Annotated in this window: 21 protein-coding genes and 1 pseudogene; 9 read left to right on the top strand and 13 right to left on the bottom strand. The window is 55.5% G+C overall.

All coding sequences use genetic code 11. The annotated features are described in order from the left end of the window. Window positions 1-5 precede the first annotated feature (5 nt). Window positions 6-275, bottom strand: a complete 270-nt coding sequence (locus SERAS12_RS11850; protein ID WP_013812877.1) for a metal-sensing transcriptional repressor — start codon at window positions 273-275, stop codon at window positions 6-8. Window positions 276-466: 191 nt separating this feature from the next. On the opposite strand from SERAS12_RS11850, the pseudogene SERAS12_RS11845 reads away from it, so the two are divergent. Then, a pseudogene (locus SERAS12_RS11845) lies at window positions 467-659 on the top strand (ribbon-helix-helix protein, CopG family). 54 nt (window positions 660-713) lie between these two features. Here the strand turns inward: SERAS12_RS11845 and SERAS12_RS11840 are convergent. Further along, window positions 714-1,928, bottom strand: coding sequence for an MFS transporter (locus SERAS12_RS11840; protein ID WP_013812875.1), 1,215 nt, complete (start codon window positions 1,926-1,928; stop codon window positions 714-716). Window positions 1,929-2,125: 197 nt separating this feature from the next. Here SERAS12_RS11840 and SERAS12_RS11835 point away from each other — a divergent pair, with 197 nt between their 5' ends. Beyond that, window positions 2,126-2,743 carry a TetR/AcrR family transcriptional regulator gene (locus tag SERAS12_RS11835; RefSeq protein ID WP_013812874.1) on the top strand — a complete coding sequence of 206 codons (618 nt, stop codon included), beginning with the start codon at window positions 2,126-2,128 and terminating at the stop codon, window positions 2,741-2,743. A 29-nt stretch (window positions 2,744-2,772) separates the two neighbouring features. On the opposite strand, the gene SERAS12_RS11830 is transcribed toward SERAS12_RS11835, so the two are convergent. Beyond that, a complete protein-coding gene (locus SERAS12_RS11830; RefSeq protein WP_013812873.1) occupies window positions 2,773-3,846 on the bottom strand; it encodes a LacI family DNA-binding transcriptional regulator in 1,074 nt (357 codons plus the stop codon). Window positions 3,847-4,112: 266 nt separating this feature from the next. Between SERAS12_RS11830 and SERAS12_RS11825 the strand changes: the two genes are divergently transcribed. After that, window positions 4,113-5,378: a maltoporin gene (locus SERAS12_RS11825; RefSeq protein WP_013812872.1), complete on the top strand. Its 1,266-nt coding sequence runs from the start codon at window positions 4,113-4,115 to the stop codon at window positions 5,376-5,378. Window positions 5,379-5,522: 144 nt separating this feature from the next. On the opposite strand, the gene SERAS12_RS11820 is transcribed toward SERAS12_RS11825, so the two are convergent. From SERAS12_RS11820 to SERAS12_RS11795, 6 genes are all read right to left on the bottom strand, one after another. Further along, window positions 5,523-5,843 carry a PTS transporter subunit EIIB gene (locus tag SERAS12_RS11820; protein ID WP_013812871.1) on the bottom strand — a complete coding sequence of 107 codons (321 nt, stop codon included), beginning with the start codon at window positions 5,841-5,843 and terminating at the stop codon, window positions 5,523-5,525. Between the two features lie 69 nt (window positions 5,844-5,912). Then, window positions 5,913-7,973 carry a beta-galactosidase gene (locus SERAS12_RS11815; RefSeq protein WP_013812870.1) on the bottom strand — a complete coding sequence of 687 codons (2,061 nt, stop codon included), beginning with the start codon at window positions 7,971-7,973 and terminating at the stop codon, window positions 5,913-5,915. Window positions 7,974-8,024: 51 nt separating this feature from the next. Continuing rightward, window positions 8,025-9,230, bottom strand: coding sequence for an arabinogalactan endo-beta-1,4-galactanase (locus tag SERAS12_RS11810; RefSeq protein ID WP_013812869.1), 1,206 nt, complete (start codon window positions 9,228-9,230; stop codon window positions 8,025-8,027). A gap of 4 nt (window positions 9,231-9,234) precedes the next feature. Continuing rightward, on the bottom strand, window positions 9,235-10,086 hold the full coding sequence (locus SERAS12_RS11805; RefSeq protein ID WP_037430937.1) for a sugar ABC transporter permease: 852 nt from the start codon (window positions 10,084-10,086) through the stop codon (window positions 9,235-9,237). A gap of 4 nt (window positions 10,087-10,090) precedes the next feature. Next, a complete protein-coding gene (locus SERAS12_RS11800; protein WP_013812868.1) occupies window positions 10,091-11,398 on the bottom strand; it encodes a carbohydrate ABC transporter permease in 1,308 nt (435 codons plus the stop codon). A 237-nt stretch (window positions 11,399-11,635) separates the two neighbouring features. After that, a complete protein-coding gene (locus tag SERAS12_RS11795) occupies window positions 11,636-12,871 on the bottom strand; it encodes an extracellular solute-binding protein (RefSeq protein WP_013812867.1) in 1,236 nt (411 codons plus the stop codon). Between the two features lie 365 nt (window positions 12,872-13,236). On the opposite strand from SERAS12_RS11795, the gene SERAS12_RS11790 reads away from it, so the two are divergent. Further along, window positions 13,237-14,343 (top strand): ABC transporter ATP-binding protein, encoded by a 1,107-nt coding sequence (locus SERAS12_RS11790; RefSeq protein ID WP_004944356.1) that lies wholly within the window; start codon window positions 13,237-13,239, stop codon window positions 14,341-14,343. A gap of 197 nt (window positions 14,344-14,540) precedes the next feature. Here the strand turns inward: SERAS12_RS11790 and SERAS12_RS11785 are convergent, their stop codons facing one another. Continuing rightward, the gene (locus SERAS12_RS11785; RefSeq protein ID WP_013812866.1) at window positions 14,541-14,894 is read right to left on the bottom strand and encodes an MmcQ/YjbR family DNA-binding protein; all 354 of its coding nucleotides are present in this window, start codon (window positions 14,892-14,894) and stop codon (window positions 14,541-14,543) included. A gap of 82 nt (window positions 14,895-14,976) precedes the next feature. Beyond that, complete coding sequence (locus SERAS12_RS11780; protein ID WP_013812865.1) at window positions 14,977-15,852, bottom strand: LysR family transcriptional regulator; 876 nt, start codon at window positions 15,850-15,852, stop codon at window positions 14,977-14,979. Between the two features lie 102 nt (window positions 15,853-15,954). On the opposite strand from SERAS12_RS11780, the gene SERAS12_RS11775 reads away from it, so the two are divergent. Both SERAS12_RS11775 and SERAS12_RS11770 read left to right on the top strand, forming a co-directional pair. Further along, window positions 15,955-16,890 carry an NADP-dependent oxidoreductase gene (locus SERAS12_RS11775; protein ID WP_013812864.1) on the top strand — a complete coding sequence of 312 codons (936 nt, stop codon included), beginning with the start codon at window positions 15,955-15,957 and terminating at the stop codon, window positions 16,888-16,890. Between the two features lie 27 nt (window positions 16,891-16,917). Next, window positions 16,918-17,787: an NmrA/HSCARG family protein gene (locus SERAS12_RS11770; protein WP_013812863.1), complete on the top strand. Its 870-nt coding sequence runs from the start codon at window positions 16,918-16,920 to the stop codon at window positions 17,785-17,787. 142 nt (window positions 17,788-17,929) lie between these two features. Here the strand turns inward: SERAS12_RS11770 and SERAS12_RS11765 are convergent, their stop codons facing one another. Further along, complete coding sequence (locus SERAS12_RS11765; protein ID WP_013812862.1) at window positions 17,930-18,331, bottom strand: helix-turn-helix domain-containing protein; 402 nt, start codon at window positions 18,329-18,331, stop codon at window positions 17,930-17,932. 103 nt (window positions 18,332-18,434) lie between these two features. Here SERAS12_RS11765 and SERAS12_RS11760 point away from each other — a divergent pair, with 103 nt between their 5' ends. From SERAS12_RS11760 to SERAS12_RS11750, 3 genes are read left to right on the top strand one after another with little or no spacing between them, the layout of a single operon-like run. Further along, window positions 18,435-19,043 (top strand): FMN-dependent NADH-azoreductase, encoded by a 609-nt coding sequence (locus SERAS12_RS11760; protein ID WP_013812861.1) that lies wholly within the window; start codon window positions 18,435-18,437, stop codon window positions 19,041-19,043. 25 nt (window positions 19,044-19,068) lie between these two features. Continuing rightward, window positions 19,069-19,512, top strand: coding sequence for a DoxX family protein (locus SERAS12_RS11755; RefSeq protein WP_042437315.1), 444 nt, complete (start codon window positions 19,069-19,071; stop codon window positions 19,510-19,512). Further along, entirely contained in the window at window positions 19,509-20,414 is a 906-nt protein-coding gene (locus SERAS12_RS11750; protein ID WP_013812859.1) for a pirin family protein, read from the top strand. Before SERAS12_RS11755 ends, SERAS12_RS11750 begins: the two co-directional genes overlap by 4 nt. 37 nt (window positions 20,415-20,451) lie before the next feature. Here SERAS12_RS11750 and SERAS12_RS11745 read toward each other — a convergent pair whose 3' ends face one another. Next, window positions 20,452-21,069: a TetR/AcrR family transcriptional regulator gene (locus SERAS12_RS11745; RefSeq protein ID WP_013812858.1), complete on the bottom strand. Its 618-nt coding sequence runs from the start codon at window positions 21,067-21,069 to the stop codon at window positions 20,452-20,454. Window positions 21,070-21,186 lie beyond the last annotated feature (117 nt).

The raw sequence follows: 21,186 nt of genomic DNA, 5'->3' as shown, positions 1-21,186 counted from the left end.
GCACCTCAGAGATACTTTGTTATTTCTTTAAATTCACGGACAACTGCCGGTGATACTTCCCCGTCAGCCTTCACAGCGTGATCCAGACAGTGATCGAGGTGATCATGGATGAGCGTTTTTTTTGCATTAGTCACCGCCTTTTCAACCGCCTGAAGCTGTTGTGCGATATCAAGGCAGGTTCTTCCATTTTCCAGCATCAGGATTGTACTGTTCAGATGACCCGCTGCACGCTTAAGTCGCTTGATGATATCGGGATGTGTTTCATGTTGATGCATAGTTGTATCCTATGAGGGGGGATAGGATGAATATAGCTGATCTCTGCAGAGATAGCACCCGTCGTCGAGGGCATGTTTGAAGGTCATTGCACTGATTGTGAGCACGCTTTGATGAAAGGGCTCCGTTTGGGAAACGGAAACTATTTAGCCGATTATTCAGCATGCCATTTTCATCCTCTGGAGGAATCCTCATGGAAAAGAAAACGGCACGACTGACGATACTCATCGATCCGGATAAGAAAAAAGCCCTTGAAGAGCTGTGCCTGCAACAGGACGTCACTCCGTCTGGTGATCCGGCAACTGATACGGGACTATTTACACAAGCATCAGGTGGAATACCCCAGTCAACCGACTCGTTCCAATCCCCGGGTAGATAACACCTGACCCGAGGATTGAAGCCGGATGGCGCACGGAATGCGCCATCTGCAACCGCCGGGTTCAGCCCTGGCGTCTTCCCGCAGAGAATCCGTGCCGTTTAGCCGCAGCCGCGACAGCCAGTGCGCCCAACAGAAGCACCAGCGCTGCCCAGGGGAAAAACGCCGGGCCATACCGATCAAGCAAGATCCCGCCGAAAATGCCGCCACCGGCGATGGCGCTATTCCAGGTAACCACGTTCATGGCCAGCGCCGCATCCGCACCTTCACCGGCGACATCCGCCAGTGCGGTCTGCAATAGCGTCGCCGCACCGCCGAAACTCAACCCCCACAGCACCATGCCGACATAGATCACTCCTGCATTCTGGAATCCCAGGCCCAACAGCACACTGGTGGCGGCGAAGAGCGCGAGGCTGGTCAGCACCGCCGTTCTCAGGTGGCGATCAACCACCCGGCCGGTGATCCAGATCCCCGCCAGCGCCGCCAACCCGAAAATAAGCAATACCGCATCAACCCGGTCGCCAAGGCCGGCCGGCGTAACAAAGGGCGCAACGTAGGTATAGAGAATGTTATGAGCGAACATCCACAGCACTACCACGCCCAATACCGATCTGACGCCGGGGGTCATCAACACCTTGTGCAGCGGCAGCCGTTTTGTTCCCGTCTGCCCCGGATAATCCGGCACCTTTACCAGCACCCAAACAATTAATACCAACGACAGCAGCGACATAACGCCAAAGGCGGCGCGCCAACCGACCACCGATCCCAACCAGGTCCCGAGCGGCACGCCCAACGACAGCGCTACCGGTGCGCCCACCATCGCCACCGCCATCGCTTTGCCCTGAAGATGAGGCGCCACCATCCGGCGCGCATAGCCGGCGAGCAGGCTCCAGGCCAGTCCCGCCGCCGCACCGGCAAAAAAGCGCGCGGTCAGCGTAACCGCAAAGCTGCCCGACATGGCAGTGATCGAGTTAAAGAGAAAAAAACCCGCAATAGTCAGCAGCAAAACATTACGTCGCCGCCAACGCTGAGTGGCGAGCGTCAACGGAATGGCAGCCAGTACCGAACCTAGCGCGTAGGCGGTGATCATCTGTCCGGCAAGCGAAGGCGACACCTGCAGGCCGGGTGCGATCTGGGCCAGCAAACCGGCGGGGAGCGTTTCGGTAGCAATGCAAATAAATCCCGTCATGGCTAATGCCAGCAGCGCGGCAATCGGCAAACGCTGTGTCTCCTCGTGGATCGCCCTGACATCACTGCAATGGGTAGTCGTTTGGCTCATGGTTTATCCATTTATATATCGATCGGTATAAATATAGGCGACAGCGAAATGCACTCTTTTGCCAGGGTGCATTTCGGTCAGTACGTCACTGGAATTGATTTATGTATCGAGTGGTATAATTATGCTAAGGAGCTATCATCTGAGTGTCAACAAGATTTATACTGATCGGTATGTAACTTACAAACATGGAGTCAGCCATGGCACAAATGGGTCGCCCTCGCCGGTTCGACCGCGACGAGGCCGTTCAGCAGGCATTGCATCTGTTTTGGCAGCACGGGTATGAGGCCACCTCTCTGGCTCAGCTTAAGGCGAACATTGGCGGCGGCATTACCGCGCCCAGTTTTTATGCCGCCTTTGGTTCGAAAGAAGCGCTGTTCAGAGAAGCGGTTGCCTGCTATCTCAACAGCTATGGGCGGGTCAATGATGCGCTCTGGGATGACTCCCTGCCGCCCAGAGAGGCGATTGAAACCTCGCTGCGCCGCTCGGTGAAGATGCAGTGTGAAGATAAACATCCCAAGGGGTGCATGGTTGCATTGAGCGTAATGACAGGTGGCACGGATGAGCATTCGGCGGTCCTGAAACCGCTTGCCGATTCGCGCCTGCGTACGCTGAACGGTTTTATGCGCTGCATCGAAAGAGGCATCGCCGGCGGCGAACTGGCCAAGGATACCGACGCTGCAGCCCTCGCCACTTTGTTTGATAGCTTCCTGCTGGGCGTTTCGACGTTGGCGCGCGACGGTGTCGGTCATTCGGTGCTCGATAGCGCCGCAACTGCCTTGCTGGCAGTTTGGGACGCAAACACCGGAGCCGGATAATACCGATGTCGAACAGCGCCTGGCCGCGATCACTGCTCCAGGCGTTGCGCCAGCAGGCGCAGCTGTTCGGCAATCTGCTTCAAATCCTTGTCATTATGCTCGCGTGGCCCGGTGGAATTACGGATCACCAGCTTTGCCGACAGAATCGATGACGCACGCGACAGCTCGCTCTCGCTGGTGTTGAGCACCTTCCTGACCGCTTCCTTGCCCTGCAAATCCAGATCCAGCGAGACGGTGGTCAGCGCCGGGTAGAAGAAGGCGCTTTCATAAGCATCGTCATAGCCAATCACCGACTTTTGCCCCGGTATCGGCAGTTGGTTCTGATGGAAGGCGCTTAGCAGCCCGAGCGCCATTTGGTCATTCCCCACCAGCACCGCCGAGAAATGAGGGGTCTCGCGCAGCATCTGCAATGCGCCGGCGTAACCGCTTTGCGCGTCCCAGTTGCCGTGCAGCACCGTGACCGGCGTCAGGCCATAATCCTGCAGCGCATCCTGCCAGTTCTTCAGGCGCAAATTGGCCGAAATGGAGTATTGCGGCCCAGCCAGCAAGGCAAAGTCGCGGTGCCCCAGCTCGTAAAGATACTTGACGCTGGCACGGGTGCCGTCGGCCGGGTTAAAAGAAACGTTAAACACTGAACTGTAAGGGTCAACGTCGAGGAACAGGCAGGTAATGTCATCGTTGTCCGCGGCGATTTTTTCCGCCACCGTCGTCTCCAGCGGTACGTTGATGATGACCTTTTCTACCCGCTGCGACTTGAGATCGTTGATCGAGTCCTGAATGCCATGATTGACGTTCTCATCAATCATTGAAATCAGCACCTGATAGCCTTCCGCATTGGCGTAACGTTTTACCGCCGCCGCCACCTGCGAAGGGGCATGCAAAGCCAGGGAGATGGTGACCAGCCCCACCGTTCGGCTCTGTTTGCCCACCAACTGCTGCGCCAGACGATTGGGCACGTACCTGAGGAGCTCAATAGATTGTTCAACCTTGCGACGCGTGGTTTCAGAGACATTGGCTGACTTGTTCAACACCCGTGAAACCGTCTGGTAAGACACGCCGGCATGGCGGGCAACATCCTCTAACGTGGTGCTTTTCGACTTCATAATCCGTTCCCTGTGATTGCTCTGGACTGATTGTAACAGGCGCCCCCCTCACCGCATAGTTACCCCGATCACATCCATCAAATTTCCAGAAAAGTTATTCGTTCACATATCCAGACTTAGTGATCTGTCTCACTAACCGTTACAAATCCTGCTGTTTTATTTGCACTAAATCACAATAAATCAATAACGCGATTGTGTGTTGTCATGATTAGCCATTCTATTGCTGCGCGGATGTGAACGTAATACAAAAACATAATGAGGCATACATGAAAACAAGACTACGCACATTGTCTGTCGCTTTGGCGATGGCGCTTTCCTCACCGGTTGCCTTTGCCGCCGAAACACCAGGGATCGATTTCCATGGCTATCTGCGCTCCGGTGTCGGGGTATCCCAGGATGGTGGGTTAGAAGAATGGCAGAAGAACAAAATTGGCCGTCTGGGCAACGAATCCGACACCTACGGTGAAATCGAACTGGGCAGCGAAGTCTACAAAAAGAACGACGTCAGCTTCTATCTCGACACTATGGTCAGCATGGTATCGGACGGCTCAAACGACAGTGAAACCACGCTGGGGGATGACGCCGAATTCGGGTTGCGTCAGCTTAATCTGCAAATCAAAGGGCTGATCCCGGGCGACCCTAACGCGGTGATCTGGGGCGGCAAGCGCTACTATCAGCGCCATGACCTGCACATCATCGATACCAAATACTGGAACATATCCGGCGCGGGTGCCGGGGTGGAAAACCTCTCCTTTGGGCCGGGCGCCATCTCCGTAGCCTGGATCCGCGGTGACGGCAACGACGTGGATTACCGTGTCGACAACGATAACGACCTCAACATCAACTATCTCGACCTGCGCTATGCCGGCTGGAAACCGTGGACCGGCGCCTGGACCGAGTTTGGTATCGATTATGCGATGCCGAACCCGACCAACAAGCAAAAAGAGTACGGCGGCCTGTACGACGCGGAAAACGGCGTGATGCTGACCGGCGAGATCAGCCAAGACATGCTGGGCGGCTATAACAAAATGGTGTTGCAGTACGCCACCAAGGGTCTGGCGCAGAACATGGTGTCTCAGGGCGGCGGTTGGTATGACGTCTGGAACAACACCCGCGATGCCACAGGTTACCGGGTGATCAATACCGGTCTGATCCCGATTACCGACAAGTTCTCCCTTAACCACGTGTTGACCTGGGGTTCCGCCAGCGATCTCAGCGATGCGATCGACAAGAGTAACCTGATCTCTCTGGTAGGCCGGGCACAGTATCAGTTCACGCAGTACGTACGCGGCATTGGCGAAGCCGGCGCTTTCTACCAGAAAGATGATCACAAAGATGGCAGCCACTACAAGCAAGGCGGCGAAAAGTACACCTTGGCGCTGGGGTTGGCGGATGGACCGGAATTCATGTCCCGCCCTGAATTGCGCGTCTACGCCTCCTATCTCAATGATTCAGAGCAAGGCAATTCATTCAAGGACGGCACCGCCAGCAATACCTGGAACTTTGGCGTGCAGGTTGAAGCCTGGTGGTAACAGGCATAACTCAGGATAAATAACGGCTCTTGGTTTATTGGCAGTACCTTAATCCTCTCATCATTATCTTCTGTGTCTTTGACGATGCTCTCCGGTTGCGGTCGTCCATTGGTAACCCCCTTTTTGGGGGTTACCAATTATTTTTTATTCCTGATGATTAACCGAAAAACGTTCCGCCAATAATTTACGCAAATTATCTGACTGCTTGCCAAATATCGCGTGCACCTCCTGACCGATAATAATTACCCCCAAAGCGCCCGACTGTTGCAAGCCTTCCGTATCGACTTTAGCTAAATCCGTCACCGTCACGCGCAAGCGGGTAATACAGGCGTCGACATGCTGGATATTTTCTCGGCCGCCCAAATGCCGCATCAGCGTTTCTAAAAACAGCATGTCGACATTATTATCTTCTACCGGCGATTTCGGGTGCGAGAAATAATGCGTAAAGGCTTTTAAACTGACCATGGTTATTTCCTCATAAGATACAGACGTAAAAAAACGCCCGTTCGACTGAACGGGCGCAAGGGAAAGAAACTAGGCCAACTTGCGGGTCAATAGGCGGCAGCCCCAGGGGGCCAACGTCATTTCGCCCTGTAGAGTCTTGGCATTCGACATATCGGTATACACCGCCGGCAACGCCACGGTTTTTGCCTTGTCGCTGTAGTTCTGCACGATAATGAACTCGGATTCACCGTCGGTGCGCCGCTGTGCGGTTACGCTCGTCGGCAATACCGTGTCCAGTGCGCGCGGCAACGCCAGCTGTTGCGCTATCGCCATAAAGAAATCACGCTGGAATGAGGCATCGTTGCGCGAAGCGACATACCACGCCTTGCCGTCGCCAAAGCGGTTGACCGTCAACGCCGGGCGGCCGGCATAAAAATCACCGCCGTAGACCGCCTGCGCGGTGGCGCCCTCCAGGTTGATCAGCTCGCACAGATGGCGCGCCTGATAGCTGCCCTGCAAACCCAGCTCATTGCCCGGCACGCCGCGAATACTGTTGGTCTCGTCATCCGTCAGGCTGTCGATCTCTTCCGCCCAGATCCCCAGCAGCGGCCGCAGTGGTCCCGGGAAACCGCCCAGATGGCACAGATCGCTTTCATCGACGATGCCGCTCCAGTAGCTGGCGACAAACTGCCCGCCCTGCCGGACAAAGGCTTCCGCACGCGCGGCAAAACCTTCGCGCACCATATACAGCATTGGCGCAATCACCAGTTTATAACCAGAGAGATCGCAATCGGCGTTGATGATATCCACCGCGATGCCCTGCTCCCAGAACGGACGATAATGCTCCACCACCGTCTGCTCGTAATGCAGCCCGGCGTTGCGCGGCCCTTGGGCATCGTCCATCGCCCAGCGGCTTTCCCAGTCGAAGATAATCGCCACCCGCGCCTCGACCCGGCTACCGGCGACCGGTGCCATGGCGGTCAACAACCGACCCAGCTCGCTCACCTCCTTGCCGACGCGGGTATCCAGCCGCCCGGAATGGTCAATCACCGCACCGTGGAATTTCTCCACCGAGCCGCGGCTTTTGCGCCACTGGAAGTACTGCACCGAATCCGCTCCGTGCGCAACCGCCTGCAGTGAGGAGAGAATATGCATGCCCGGTTTCTTCAGCTTGCTGATCGGTTGCCAGTTGGTGACGCTCGGCGTCGATTCCATCAGCACAAAAGGCTTGCCCTGTTTCAGGCTGCGCATTAGATCGTGGAACATGGCGGTATAGCAGGCCAGGCCGGTTTCGTCCTGCCGGTTATGCCACATCGGGTAGCTGTCCCAGGAGATGAAATCGATGACTTTCGACATCTGCCAGTAATCGTAATCGTAGAAATATTCCATAAAGTTGGTGGTGGCCGGCAAGTCTGGATTGGCCGCCTTCAGCGGCGCAATTTCCTGCGCGCAGAAATCGGTGGCCTGGGTGCTGCAAAAACGCCGCCAGTCCAGGTTCAGACCGTGAATCGACACCTCACCCTGCGGCGCGGGCGATTCAATCTGCGACCAATCACTGTAGGTGTGGCTCCAGAAATCGCTCCACCAGGCCTCGTTCAACCGATCCAGCGTCTGATAACGCTGCTGCAACCAATCGCGGAAATCGCTCTGGCAACGGCTGCAATGGCATTCGCCGCTGTATTCGTTGGAAATATGCCAGCCGATCACCGCCGGGTGGTGCGCATAGCGCTGAGCCAACGCCAGGTTGATCTCATTCACCTTGCGACGATACACCGGGGATGACAGGCAATGGTTGTGTCGGCCACCGTGCAACGCGGGTACCCGATTGCGCCCCACGCGTAATACCTCCGGGTATTTCTGCGACAACCACGCCGGACGCGCGCCGCTTGGCGTAGCCAAAAATACGTGAATACCCTGCGCATATAACTTATTCAGCACCTCGTCCAACCACGCGAATTGATATTTACCCTCTTCAGGTTCAAGCTTCGACCAGCTGAATATCCCTACCGACATAATATTGCAGTTAGCCTGCGTCATCAGCTCTACATCTTTCTCCACCATGCCCGGATAATTAGCCCATTGTTCCGGGTTGTAGTCTGCTCCATGCAATAGGCCAGGCACCTTTGCACTCAAAGGAGGAAATTTATTCATCATAATTCCTTAGAAAATAATTACTGAAATTCTTTATTACGGACGGCGCAATTAATTAAATGACTTTAATGAAGGCAGCACTTTACCCCGGCAATCAAACAGCGCCTGGTTTTCACGCGCGTTGCCATCCTTGCCGGATTCACCGATATATTTCATCCCGGCCGACGTAGCCCAACCGGCCCCCGGCACGGCGATCCAGGTCGGCTCCCAATAAAACACGCCTTTGCCACGGTTATCTGGCACGTTAATGATGCTTTGCATCAGATCGCGAATAAAATCGGCCTGCCCCTGAACGGTGCCCGGGTATCCCCCATCCTGCGCTTCTTTGGCGGAGAAACTGTTGTCGGTATCGTCGCAATTTTCCAGGCCATAACCGTAAGCGGCCTCAACCACAATCACGTCTTTGTTATACCGCTTGCTGATGTCGTCCATATTGGTTTGCAGCTTTGAGATGGGGCCGTCCCAATAGGTGTACATCGATAAACCTATGACATCGAACGGCACATTGCGCCGGGTTATCTCGTCAAACCACCAACGGAAAGTGTCATTCTTGGTGCCCTCGGCCAAATGCAGCATGATTTTCACCTGTGAAGGCGAATCGAGGTTTTCCCGCAGCCCGGCGATCGCCGCGTTCAGCAACCCGGCCAGGCGATCAAACTCCCCGCCGCCCTGGCCCCAGCTTTTGCCTTCCGGCCACAGAATGCCGCCATTAATCTCATTGCCGATCTGCACCATATCCGGCAACACGCCTTGCTGCTTGAAGCTGACGATGGTGTCGCGGGTATAGTCATGGATCGCCGTTTTCAGCTGGTCATAGCTCATTTTATCCCAGGCTTTAGGCTTGAATTGCTTGCCGGGATCGGTCCAGAAGTCGCTGTAATGGAAATCCAGCAGCAGCTTCATACCCTGCGCCTTGACGCGCTTGGCCAGCGCCAACGTGGTGGCGAGATTGTTATTGCCGGCACCATAAGATTGGCCTGCGCTGTCTTGCGGATCGACCCACAGGCGCAGACGCACATAGTTCACGCCATTGTGTTTGAGGATGACCAGCGGATCCTGTTGAACGTTGTTCTGGTCGTAGAACTTGCCGCCATGCTGCTCCACATCCGCCAGGGTAGAAATATCCACGCCCTTGATAAAGCCGGTCGGAACATTGCTCAGCGGTTTGATGATGACGCTGTCCGCCGCAAACGCCGTGGCGGACAACAGCCCGGCCGCCAGACACAGGCTTAATAAAGCCGGTTTGAATGTTTTCATCGCATTATCCTTTTGTGCTGCCAGAGGTCAGGCCGGAAACAAAGTACTTTTGCAGGGCCAGGTATAAGATGGCGACCGGCAGCGCGATCAACACCGCTCCCGCCGCGTAAGTGGTGTAGCTGGCGCCCATCTTTTGCGACACCAGGTTATACAGGCCGATGGGCAGCGTATATTGGTCCGGGGTACGCAAAATGGTGCTGGAGAGGATGAAATCCCCCAGCGGGCCGGTAAACGAGAACAGTGCGACCACGGCGATAATCGGCTTGGAGAGCGGCATGATGATCTCGATAAAAATCCGGAAATTGCCGGCGCCGTCCATCCGGGCGGACTCGTCCAGATCCTTCGGAATCGCATCCAGATAGCCCTTCATCAGATAGGTGTTCATCGGGATCATCCCCGCCACGTAGATCAACACCAGCGCCATATGGCTGTTGATCAGCCCCAGCAGCTGCGACAGCACAAAAATGGCAATCAGCGCGGAGAACTGCGGGATCATCTGCAACAGCAGGAACAACATCAGGCCGTTCTGCCGCCCCTTGAAACGAAAGCGTGAAAACGAATAGGCGGTAAAACTGACGCTGATCAGCGTCAGCACCATGGTCAGGAAGCTGATTTTCATCGAGTTCCAATACCAGGTCAGGTAATTGACCTTGCCGTTGAACAAGTCGGCATAGTGCTGAAACGACAGGTTCTCCGGGATGATCGAGCTGCTCAGCAGGCTGTTGCCGGCATTGAGCGACGCGCCGACGGTCCACACCAGCGGGTAGATGATGATGGCGGACACCAGAATAATCACCAGCCAGGACAGCGATAAACGCACCCACTTCTCTTTCTTGATGCTCTTTGACATTGCTATCCCCTTAGGCCGCATCATCGTTCTTGAACGAATTGGTGGCGCGGAACTGCCACAGCGCGATGCCCACCACGAAAATCGACAACAGAATGGTGATGGTGGCGGCGATGGCGTACTGCGAAGACGACATCGTCAGCTTATAGATCCAGGACACCAGAATGTCCGTCCCCCCTGCGTTGGAGCCGGCCACCGCCGGGCCGCCGTTATTGAACAGGTAGATGATATTGAAATTGTTAAAATTGAAGGTGTATTGCGTGATGATGATCGGCGCAATCGAGTAAAGCACCAGCGGCAACGTGATGGTGCGCAGCTTGGTCCAGGTGCTCGCCCCGTCCATGGTCGCGGCTTCGTACAGGTCATCCGGGATCGCCTGCAGCACGCCGGTGGTCATGGCGAACACAAACGGGAAGCCCAGCCAGGTCTGCATCATGATCAGCGCAGTTTTGGTCCAGAACGGATCGGTCATCCAGGCTTTCGGTGCGATGCCGAAAAACGCCAGAATGGCATTGTTGATCACCCCGAACGAGTCATTGAACATCCCGGCGAACACCAGAATGGTGACAAAGCCCGGCACCGCCCAAGGCAAAATGAAAATGGTGCGGATCAGCGGTTTGAAACGTAAATCCTTCTGATTGACCAGGATCGCCAACATCACCCCTACCGTGCATTGCAGCGTGGTGGCCAACAGCGTCCAGACCACGGTCCATTGCAGCACGTCAAAGAAGGTGGAACGCCAGATCGACAGCGTGAAGATATTGATAAAGTTCTTGAACCCGACCCAGTCAACCAGCTTGGCCGGCGGCGTGTGATACAGGTTGTAGTTGGTAAAGGCGATAGAGAAGCCAAACAAAATGGGGAAGATCACCACGAACACCAACAGGATAAACCCCGGTGTGATCATCAGATAAGGAAAGCCTTCGCTCAGCAGCATCTGGTATTGCTTGCGCACGCTGTTCAGCGCCATACCGGCATCGCGCTTTCTGCCATTCACCCAGGCGTCGCGTATCGACAGGCCGTAAATCGCCAGGCCAAAGCCAATCACCAATACGCTGAGGATCCCCTCCGCCAACAGGAAAATGGAGTTATCGCGTGGCACTTCACTGCCGAGCGTATACAGCCCCCACAGCCCTTCGGTGAGGAACTGCCAGGTCACCCCGACAAAGCTGCTGAGCAGCACCAGAAAGATCAGCCCTTTCGCCCACTGGCGATGATAGAACTGACCAAACCCGGGGATCAGCGCCAATATCAGCGCCCCCACGGAATGGCTGTATCGGCCTCGGTCGGCGGACAACTTTTCACTTGGAGTGACAATCACACACTGCTCCTTCTTGAAAACGGGAGGAGACCTCCCGTTGCAGACTGCTGGCAAAGCCCGTTATTAGGGAGAGCGTGCCGTAGGGGTCGTAGCGGCTTGCCCGCCGACCAATTTGCCGGGAGCAAATTGGAACGACTCCATGTCGGCCCGCAGGGTGGGACACACGGATGTGTCCCATAATGGCCCCTCGGTGCGCTAGGCCCGGGTATCTCGGGTTCAAAGACAACTTTGGCTCGGTTACTGGTTGCTGGCCTGCATCGCTTCGATTTGCATTTTGATTTGTTTGACGGCATCGTCCAGCGCCGTTTTTGGCGGCTGTTTGCCGGTCATGCTCAGTTCCAGCGCCGCGTTGGCCGGCCCCCAGACTTCCTGCATTTCAGGAATGCCCGGCATGGCGGTCGCATGGCTGGCCTGAATGGCTACCGCACTGGCTCTCTCGTCGTTCTTGATGAGCGGATCGTCAATCATCGCCACCAGCGGAGGGATCTCTTTGGTCACCTGATAGCGCGTTTTCACGTAGGCCGGCTGATTGATAAACTCGATGAACTTCTGAGCCAACGCCTTATCTTTGCTCCAGGTGGAAACCACGTACCCTTTCACGCCCAGGAAGGAGTTCATCGGTTTGCCGTTCGGCAAGGTTGGCAGAGGCGCTACACCATAGTTGATACCCGCGTCGGCATAAGGCTGGAAGGCCCACGGGCCGTTGATCACCGCTGCGGCTTTCTTCTCGGTGAACAGGGAATCGATAGCGTTCAACCCGCCATCGCCGATGATGCCCGCCGGGAACAGGCCATCGGCGTAGAATTTTTTCAGGTAACTGACGGCTTCAACCGCGCCGGGGGTGTTCAGGCCGATATCCAACGGATTCAACCCGCCTTTGCCGTCGTTGCCAAAGATATAACCGCCCATGCCGGCGATCGCGCCGCGGCTGTAATAAATCTGGTCAAACTTGGCCAGCAGGCCGTATTTGCCCGCCGCACGCTGCTGTTTGGAGAAATCGTAATAGGCATCCAGATTAGCCAGCGGCTGCGGCAGCAAATCCTTGTTGTAAATCAGCACCAGCGTTTCCACCGCTTTCGGCACGCCGTACAGCGTTTGATTCATGGTGAACGCGCCGATGGACGGCTTGGTGAACGCGTCGGCTGCGGCCTGATCCAGCTTTATCGGCGATAACAAACCTTGCACCACCGCCGCACCCACCTGATCGTTAGGGATCACCAGCACATCGGGGCCGATACCGGCCGGGCCGTCCAGCCGCAGCTTTTCAATCTGCTGCGCAAACGGCATTTCCAGCACGTTAACCTTCACGTCGTTCTGTTTTTCGAAATCGGCGATGGCACCCTTGATGCCGTCGGACTTCTTGATGTCTTCCCAGACGGTAAGCTGTTGGCCTGCCGCTGCGAGGGCGAAACCGGAATATTGACTGGCCGCCAATGTGGCCAGTACCAGAGCAGTGATTGTTTTGGTTTTCATTACCCACCTCATGTGAAGGTATTACATTTTTGTTTTATCACTTTGGGATTAGATGCTTCAGGCCTGGCACAATGTTCAGTATTACAACGTGTAATGCGATAACCTGATCATTGCCTCGACTTGTTATACGCTACGCTGAGAACCACGCCAACTCTATACAATTATCACCATTGTGTGATCGTTATTGCAGAAATGAAAACCGGTGATATGGCTTGAAATCCAGCGCAGTTATAGTCTTTTCAAGACGTTCTGGCCGTTATGATGATGAGAAAATATTTGTTATACGTATTACATACAAACAAGAGTAACGCCCAGAAGACGCCCTGACAGGGTTTGCCTATTGATAACTTCCGAGGATCAACAAGATGTCCAGCATAAGACTGAGGAATGTCACCAAGCGTTTTGGTAAAACGGTGACGTTGCACAATATCAACCTTGAGATTAAAGGCGGGGAATTCGCCGTGTTCGTGGGGCCGTCAGGCTGCGGTAAATCTACGCTGTTGCGCATGATTGCCGGGCTGGAGGAGATCAGCGACGGGGATATCCTGATTGGCGAAGAACGGGTTAACGATGTGGCGCCCGCTCACCGGGGCGTAGCCATGGTGTTTCAGTCCTACGCGCTCTACCCGCACATGACCGTCGCCGAAAACATGGGTTATGGATTAAAGGTGAACGGGACGCCGAAAGAAGAGATCCGCCATCAGATCGAGATGGTGGCAAAAACCCTGCAACTGACCCATCTGCTGGACAGAAAACCCAAACAGCTTTCCGGCGGCCAGCGCCAACGTACCGCTATCGGGCGCGCCATCGTGCGCAATCCCAAAGTCTTCATGTTTGATGAACCGCTTTCCAACCTGGATGCCGAGCTGCGGGTCGATATGCGCTTGCATATCGCCAAGCTGCACCAGGAGCTGAAAACCACCATGGTGTATGTCACCCACGATCAGGTTGAAGCGATGACGCTGGCCGACAAGATTGTGGTCATGAATTACGGCAAGGTGGAACAGATGGGCGCGCCGATGGCGCTGTATTACAACCCGATCAACAAATTCGTCGCCGGGTTTATCGGCTCGCCAAAGATGAACTTTTTGCCGGCCACCGTGGTGAGCTGGACGCCAGAGCTACTGACCGTCTCCATAGGCGCAGACAAAACCCTGGCCCTCGCCCTCTCCACCCTGCAGATCTCTCCCGGCGAGCCGGTTACGCTGGGTATTCGCCCCGAGCATCTGACAACCCACTCAGATTCACCGTTACGCCTGGATTTCCACTGCGAAGTGGTCGAACGGCTCGGCAACAACACCTATCTGTTCGGCCAATGCCACGGCCACGATGGTTTTAAAATGCTGTTGCCCGGCGATGCGAATTTCCGGCCCTATCAAAAATTGCAACCGGGATTCCAGGCACAACAATGCCTGGTGTTTGATGCCGACGGCGCGCGCATCAGCGCCGATATCGTCATTCCGCAATCCTGAACCTGCTCCATCCGGCAAGAAATCATCGGCAGTGCGCGGTGATCGCGAGAGAGGCCCGCGATCGCCGCGCGACAAACCCGGTTATACCGCGCCGGTAGCCACGCTATCGAACACACCTGATGCCCTGTCGCGACGCAGCAGTGCAGCCACCGCGATCTCTGCGATATCACGCGAATCTTGTTTTTTGAATTATGTTGTCAGGATGTCAGATCATGGCTGTCAGCAAGCAGCTCATGTATTTCCTTTGGCGTTAGCGGCCCGGAAAGAAGCACGCTAACCCAGTGCTCTTTGTTCATATGGTAAGCGGGCAAAATGCCGTCTTTTTTACGCAATGAACCGATGTACTCCGGCCTGACTTTCACTTCGAGGACATCCAACACATCATCCGTCTTCAGACCCAGCTTTGTACCGGGGACATTCATCACGAGACCGAACCATTTGGTTCCGTCATGATGGCGAAGTACGGCATAGCCCGGCAGGTTACGCCAGAGATATTCCGGCTCAGATTTAAAATGTTCCCGGGCGTAACTGAATAATGTCTCTCTCTTCATCATAATTTCCTTATTTATCCAGATGACCAAAGCGTTCGATACCTGTCTTTACTGTCCGCGATGCTTCATCAGTATTGTAACGTCACCCCGTTAGAACCAGCGACATGTCCGGGTATCTGGCGCAAAGGAAATCGACGAAGGCGCGAACCTTTGGCGCAGCAAGCCGCCTGGAGGTATGCAATACCCAAAGTGCTCGATCTGCGCCCGACACCGTGCCCCACTGAATCAAATCGCCACGGGCAAGCTGATTCCATGCGATGGACTGAGGAATGAGGGCAGCACCACCGCCGGCAATAGCGGCATCCCGAACCATCAGCAACGAAGAGAAGCGCAGCTTTGGGATCGGCTCCAGGACCAGTTGCCCTCCATCGAGACTCCAGTGCGTAGGCTGGAAACTCGAGGTTACGATGCTGGGAACGGGTCTAATTGCACCGGGTGTCGGCTTGAGTATTTCAGGTGCAGCCACGACAACCAGCCTGTCTTTGGCGAAACACCGCCCGACTAAATTGCTGTCGGGACTGGGGTTGATCCGAATGGCAACGTCAAATTGTTCCTCGACGAGATCCACCATGCGATCTTCCGCCACGACCTCAATCTCAATTTCCGGGTAGGCTGCACAAAATTCCGCGCCAATGCGCCCCATCGAAAGCTGGGAAAACAAAACGGGTGCCGCTACACGCAAACGTCCGCGAGGCGTCGAAATACCGTCACCGACCGCCGTTATGGCTTCGGTTACCTCATTCAGCAGACCTTCGGTTCGGGACATCAGCATTTCGCCGGCTTCGGTGAGCTTCAAACCGCGAGCGCTACGTTCGATCAGCCTCACACCCAGTTGCTCCTCAAGATCGGCGATCCGTCGCGATAGCGTGGCTTTGGAAATGCCGCTCGCACGGCTTGCCTTCCCCAGCCCTTCATTCGTTGCGACGAGGATAAAATCAGACAGCGCGTTCAGGTTCATGGTGTTCCATTTTTGAAACAAGGTGTCTACGTTTTATGCTCTTTGTTTTTTTATTGCAACGGAATACTGTCTCGTTATCAGAACGAGATACGAGGAACTGCAATGAACAACATACAACGTGCTGTACTGATCCGTCACTACGGCGGGGCCGATGCCGCAGAAGTGGCAGAGATCGAAAAGCCGACACCGGGACAAAGCCAGGTTCTGGTTCGGGTTCAGGCCGCTGGCGTAAACGGTATTGACTGGAAAGTTCGTGAAGGCCAGGTACGAAATGCCTTTCCGCTTCCCTTCCCCATCATCCTGGGCGCCGAGATGGCAGGGGTTGTCGAGGCTGTCGGCTCCGATGCCTCTCGCTTTCGTGTCGGCGACCGCGTCATGGGCGCAATGGCAGGACTGGGCGCGTACGCCGAATTCGCGGCAATCGATGAAGCAAACCTCTCCCCGACACCCGAGAGTCTGGACGATGTCCATGCCGCCGCCATCCCCGTAGCCGCCGTCGCGGCCTGGAACAGCTTACACCACGCAGGACCGCTCTCTCCGGGCCAGCGAATCCTTATTCATGGCGCGGCCGGTGGACTGGGCGCCTACGCCGTGCAGTTTGCCAAACGGGCAGGTGCCGAAGTCTTCGCGACTGCGGGCACGGCCGATCTGGACTTTGTGCGCAGCCTCGGCGCCGATTGTGTCATCGACTACCGCTCTCAACGTTTCGAGGACGTCGCCCGGGACATAAACCTGGTGCTCGATTACGTCGGGGGTGAAGTGCTGGACCGTTCCTGGCAGGTACTGGCTCCGGACGGCGTAGTGATCGGTACATCGTCGCCGGACATTCTGACCCGCACGCCGGAAAACCGCCGGGGGCTCTGGTTTATGAATAAGCCCGAGCCCGAATTGCTGGAAAAACTGGCCAAAGAAGTCGCCGACGGCATCCTTCAGTCCAGAATTGGCGACGTAGTGGGCTTCGCTGATATTCCCGCAGCAGTCGAACGCAATCGTACCCTTTCACGGACCGGCAAGGTCGTTGCGGACTTCTCTCGTTAACCCTATACCTATGCAGGAGTTTCAAACATGAGCATTCTCGTTACCGGTGCCACCGGCACTATTGGTTCACTCATCACTCAGGGCCTGGCTGACGCAGGCGCTGAGGTCAAAGCCCTTGTCCGCCAGGCAGGTAAGCGTGCGTTCCCGGCAGGCGTCACTGAAGTCGTTGCAGACCTCACCGATGTCGCCTCGATGCGCGCCGCACTGTCATCGGTGCGTACGCTGTTTCTGATTAATGCGGTTACGCCCGACGAGGTTACGCAAGCCCTGATCGCGCTGAACCTCGCTCGAGAGGCGGGCATCGAGCGCATCGTTTACCTGTCGGTGATTCATGCCGACAAGTTTACTAACGTCCCGCACTTTACCGGCAAGCACACGGTTGAACGCATGATCGAAAGCCACGACATTTCCGCAACCATTTTGCGCCCGGCTTACTTCATGCAAAACGACCACATGGTTCAACAGACGATTGAGAGCTACTCGGTATACCCGATGCCAATCGGCTCGGCAGGCGTCTCAATGATTGATGCGCGAGATATCGCGGATGTCGCCGTGGCTGAGTTGCTGCGACGCGACAGAGCATCGTCTGCGCAAGAACGCGTAACGCTGGAGTTGATTGGGCCGCAACCGCTTACCGGTGCGTCCGTGGCGAAAATATGGAGTTCTGCCCTGGGTCGGGAGATCCTATACGGAGGGGATGACGTCGCGGCTTTCGAAGGCCAACTCACTTCATACAGTCCCAGTTGGCTGGCTTATGACATGCGTCTGATGATGGCAGGTATCCAGGCGTTCGGCATGCAAGCCGCTGAAGGAACCGTAGAACAGCTTCAGACCCTTATCGGGCACCCGCTGCGCACTTATGAAGACTTCGTTCGCGAGTCTGTTGCCGGGGTTTAACAACCAGACAAAGGGGCGGGTTTACTGCCGGGCAGTGCGCCGCCCCTTCATCGAACCTGCCTCATGCGGCTCTTTCACCTTCAGGAGAACACGGCTAACCTCGCCCCTGCCACGCGCCTTGGTCAGCAGCGTACCACCAGGCTTATTTACCTGACGAGACAGCAATGTCCCTGGCTGCTGCGCGGGCGTCAAACGCTTCTCTGGCCGCATCAATATCAGCAATGTGCCTGCTTGCCCACATTCCCAGTCCGATGACCGGCTCAGTCAGCGAGTGGCCGAGCGGGGTCAGTTCATATTCCACATGTGGCGGCATCACGGCGATAACCGTACGTTTAATCAGGCCGTCCCGCTCCAGGCCTTTCAGGCACAGGGTAAGCATTCTTTGTGATATTCCATTGATGGCGCGCTTAATTTCGGTGAAACGACGCGGTCCATTTGCGAGGAGCATAATGATAAGTATGCTCCACTTCTCTCCGACACGGGCCAGCACCTGGCTGATTTTCTGGCAGTCCGCATTTTGTAAATCATGAGATGGTTCAGTCATATTTATGATACCGGGTTACCTGTATGTGCCTTATTGCCTGCAATGAACGATAGTGGTTACATTATTAGCCTCAGTCACAATACTATACTAAGGCAGGTTAACGATGAAGATCCTTCATATCGATTCCAGTATTCTGAACGAACAATCCGTAAGCCGTCAGCTCACGGCGTCCATCATCAGACAACTGAGCGAACGTCATAGCGACGTTGATATCATCCAAAGAGATCTGGTCGAAGAGTCCATTGGCCATCTTTCCACAGCCGAGTTTCTCGCGTTTCAAGGCGTGGAGCCGCAGAGCGACGCGGCAAAAGAGGATACCGCCAGAAATGCCAGCGTCCTGAACGAATTCCTGACGGCCGACGTCATTATTATCGGTGCCCCCATGTACAACCTTTCTCTTCCCTCACAGCTCAAAGCCTGGCTTGACCGACTTTCGGTGGCCGGGAAAACCTTCCGCTACACGGAAAGCGGCGCTGAGGGGCTGGCTGGCGGTAAGCGCGTGATCGTGGCTTCCACACGCGGTGGTCTGTACGGAGAAGGAACGCCCGCCGCCTTTCTCGAGCACCAGGAAACCTATCTTCAGGGATTTTTCAACTTCCTCGGCATCACTGATATTACGTTTATCCGTGCCGAAGGCCTCGCCCTGGGAGAAGAAAGCGTCAAAGCTGCCCTAGACAGCGCGCAGTTTGAAATCGACAGGCTCACGGCCTGATTTCTGAAACATTCATTAAAGAGATATGCATGAAATGAAGAAGAGTTCTGCAACAACATCCTCAGCACCGCCCCGGTCAGTTAACGCGGTGTCCTGGAGTCTGAGAATATTCGCAACAGTGGCGTTTCTCGCCGCGGGCGGTGCCAAGCTTGCGGGCGTGCCAATGATGGTTGAGATTTTTGAGCATATTGGCCTGGGCCAGTGGTTCCGTATCCTAACGGGGCTGGTCGAAGTCAGCGCGGCTATAGCCCTGCTGATACCTGCCATCGCAGGGTTGGGTGGGTTGCTGCTGGCGGTCACCATGATTTTTGCTGTTCTGACCCATCTGTTCGTTATTGGCGGTAGCCCTGTACCGGCCATCGTGTTGCTACTGATCACGGCGGGTATTGCCTGGCTCAATCGCGCCACCATCCTGCCACTTAATCGTTCTGGCCAGATAAGCGCGCATTTAAGGGAGTCGAAACCATGACCATAACCTCGTCAACCCACCCCGATACGAGTTTGCCCCGGCGCATTGTGGAGCAAACGCGAGAAAGCGCAACCCATAGGCCTATTACCCGCCTTATGAGCCCTTCCGATCTGGGGCAGATGCTCAAACCTTTCGTGTTCCTTGATATCTTTGATGTCAGTGGGAATGCCATTCATGCGATGTCAGACATGCCCCTGCATCCCCATTCAGGTATCGCCACCATAACGGTGTTCACGCAAGGCAGGGTGCGCTATAGCGACCCGGACAACGGTGAGGGAACGCTGGGTTACGGTGGTGTGGAATGGATGCGTGCCGGCGGCGGTATTTGGCATGGCAAAGAGCTGACTGCCGAAGAAGTACCCCGTATTCAGGGATTTCAGCTATGGATTGCCCTGCCCGAAGATCTCGAAAATGGCGAGCCAGAAAGTCGCTATATCGAGTCGGTGGGTGACAATGAGGAGCAACCTTTTCACGTCATTCTCGGCAACTACCAGGGCGTGCAGAGCCCTGTCCCTGCCCCACAAGGCGTCAACTACCTGCTGGTCACGTTAAAACCGGGAGAGCGGTGGAGCTATCAGCCACCTGCCGGGCACACTGTTGGGTGGCTCGCGCTTGCCAGCGGAGAATTGGATGCAGGGGGCCTTATCCGTGCCGGTGAAATGGTGAGTTTCGACTCCAGCGAGGCACCTATTGACCTGCAAGCATCGGATCAAGGAAAAGCTGTTTTCGTGCTCGGTTCGGCAGTCCCCCATCCGCATCCGCTCCACCTTGGACACTACTCTGTGCATACCAGCGCGCAGGCGCTGGAACAGGGTGAGCGCCGCATAGCCGAGTTGGGCAGAAAGCTGAAAGCAGCAGGCGATCGTCGTACTGAGTCAGGAACGATTCCGGTATTTCGCTAACGGCAATTCCGTGAACGGCGATCTTGCCCTGGGAGTTTCAGGTTGCCGAGGGTGCAAACAGCAGGCTGCGCAGAAACAGCATGATCAACTTGCCGGAGGGATCGGCGCCGGTGCCGGTCTTCTGCAAAGCCAGCCCGTGCGCCATCGCCATCAAGGCCGCCGCCAGTTCGTTTTGATCCGCCGGCGGCGCTTTGCCTACCCGTTGGAACAGTGATCCAATCACCGCACCAATTTTTGCCTGATGTACGTCCCAGATATTTTTGTACTCCACGGCAAAGGCCGGGCTGCGTTTCGCGTGCAACTGCAGCTCAACCGACAGCATGCACCAATCCGCCTCCAGATTCAGGGTCGCCGCCCAAGCCTCCAGCGCCGTCAACACTCGCTCCGGCGTATCGATATCACTCTGCGCCAGCGCAGTGAGTTGCGTGGCCTCCGCTTCCATATGGCGTTGTAACAGTTGCAGCAGCAAGGCCTCCTTAGAGGCAAAGTTGGAATAAAACGCCCCCTGGGAATACCCGGCCTGGCTGGCGATATCCCGGATTGAGGTACCGCCGTAACCGCCGGCGACAAACAGTTGGCGCGCGGTTTCAAGCAACTGCTCGCGGGTTTGCTGCTGGCTTTCTTCGCGGGTTAACCGCTTTTTTTCTGTCTTCATCTTCTTCGATTTTAGGCTGCTTTGGAGTAATGGATACGCATTTAAGATATCACTTGATATTTTAAATGCACCCCACTAAATTAAGATATCATATGAACTTTGAAACTCACTTAAGAT

The sequence above is a fragment of the Serratia sp. AS12 genome (genome assembly GCF_000214195.1).
Taxonomy (GTDB): domain Bacteria; phylum Pseudomonadota; class Gammaproteobacteria; order Enterobacterales; family Enterobacteriaceae; genus Serratia; species Serratia plymuthica.
Note: the sequence above shows the minus strand (reverse complement) of the source record. Positions and strands in the feature narration are given on the sequence as shown.

What these genes read in the sequence shown, in the direction of transcription:
- SERAS12_RS11850 (WP_013812877.1), bottom strand. Translation starts at nt 275, where the DNA reads ATGCATCAACATGAAACACATCCCGATATCATCAAGCGACTTAAGCGT.
- SERAS12_RS11840 (WP_013812875.1), bottom strand. Translation starts at nt 1,928, where the DNA reads ATGAGCCAAACGACTACCCATTGCAGTGATGTCAGGGCGATCCACGAG.
- SERAS12_RS11835 (WP_013812874.1), top strand. Translation starts at nt 2,126, where the DNA reads ATGGCACAAATGGGTCGCCCTCGCCGGTTCGACCGCGACGAGGCCGTT.
- SERAS12_RS11830 (WP_013812873.1), bottom strand. Translation starts at nt 3,846, where the DNA reads ATGAAGTCGAAAAGCACCACGTTAGAGGATGTTGCCCGCCATGCCGGC.
- SERAS12_RS11825 (WP_013812872.1), top strand. Translation starts at nt 4,113, where the DNA reads ATGAAAACAAGACTACGCACATTGTCTGTCGCTTTGGCGATGGCGCTT.
- SERAS12_RS11820 (WP_013812871.1), bottom strand. Translation starts at nt 5,843, where the DNA reads ATGGTCAGTTTAAAAGCCTTTACGCATTATTTCTCGCACCCGAAATCG.
- SERAS12_RS11815 (WP_013812870.1), bottom strand. Translation starts at nt 7,973, where the DNA reads ATGAATAAATTTCCTCCTTTGAGTGCAAAGGTGCCTGGCCTATTGCAT.
- SERAS12_RS11810 (WP_013812869.1), bottom strand. Translation starts at nt 9,230, where the DNA reads ATGAAAACATTCAAACCGGCTTTATTAAGCCTGTGTCTGGCGGCCGGG.
- SERAS12_RS11795 (WP_013812867.1), bottom strand. Translation starts at nt 12,871, where the DNA reads ATGAAAACCAAAACAATCACTGCTCTGGTACTGGCCACATTGGCGGCC.
- SERAS12_RS11790 (WP_004944356.1), top strand. Translation starts at nt 13,237, where the DNA reads ATGTCCAGCATAAGACTGAGGAATGTCACCAAGCGTTTTGGTAAAACG.
- SERAS12_RS11785 (WP_013812866.1), bottom strand. Translation starts at nt 14,894, where the DNA reads ATGAAGAGAGAGACATTATTCAGTTACGCCCGGGAACATTTTAAATCT.
- SERAS12_RS11780 (WP_013812865.1), bottom strand. Translation starts at nt 15,852, where the DNA reads ATGAACCTGAACGCGCTGTCTGATTTTATCCTCGTCGCAACGAATGAA.
- SERAS12_RS11775 (WP_013812864.1), top strand. Translation starts at nt 15,955, where the DNA reads ATGAACAACATACAACGTGCTGTACTGATCCGTCACTACGGCGGGGCC.
- SERAS12_RS11770 (WP_013812863.1), top strand. Translation starts at nt 16,918, where the DNA reads ATGAGCATTCTCGTTACCGGTGCCACCGGCACTATTGGTTCACTCATC.
- SERAS12_RS11765 (WP_013812862.1), bottom strand. Translation starts at nt 18,331, where the DNA reads ATGACTGAACCATCTCATGATTTACAAAATGCGGACTGCCAGAAAATC.
- SERAS12_RS11760 (WP_013812861.1), top strand. Translation starts at nt 18,435, where the DNA reads ATGAAGATCCTTCATATCGATTCCAGTATTCTGAACGAACAATCCGTA.
- SERAS12_RS11755 (WP_042437315.1), top strand. Translation starts at nt 19,069, where the DNA reads ATGCATGAAATGAAGAAGAGTTCTGCAACAACATCCTCAGCACCGCCC.
- SERAS12_RS11750 (WP_013812859.1), top strand. Translation starts at nt 19,509, where the DNA reads ATGACCATAACCTCGTCAACCCACCCCGATACGAGTTTGCCCCGGCGC.
- SERAS12_RS11745 (WP_013812858.1), bottom strand. Translation starts at nt 21,069, where the DNA reads ATGAAGACAGAAAAAAAGCGGTTAACCCGCGAAGAAAGCCAGCAGCAA.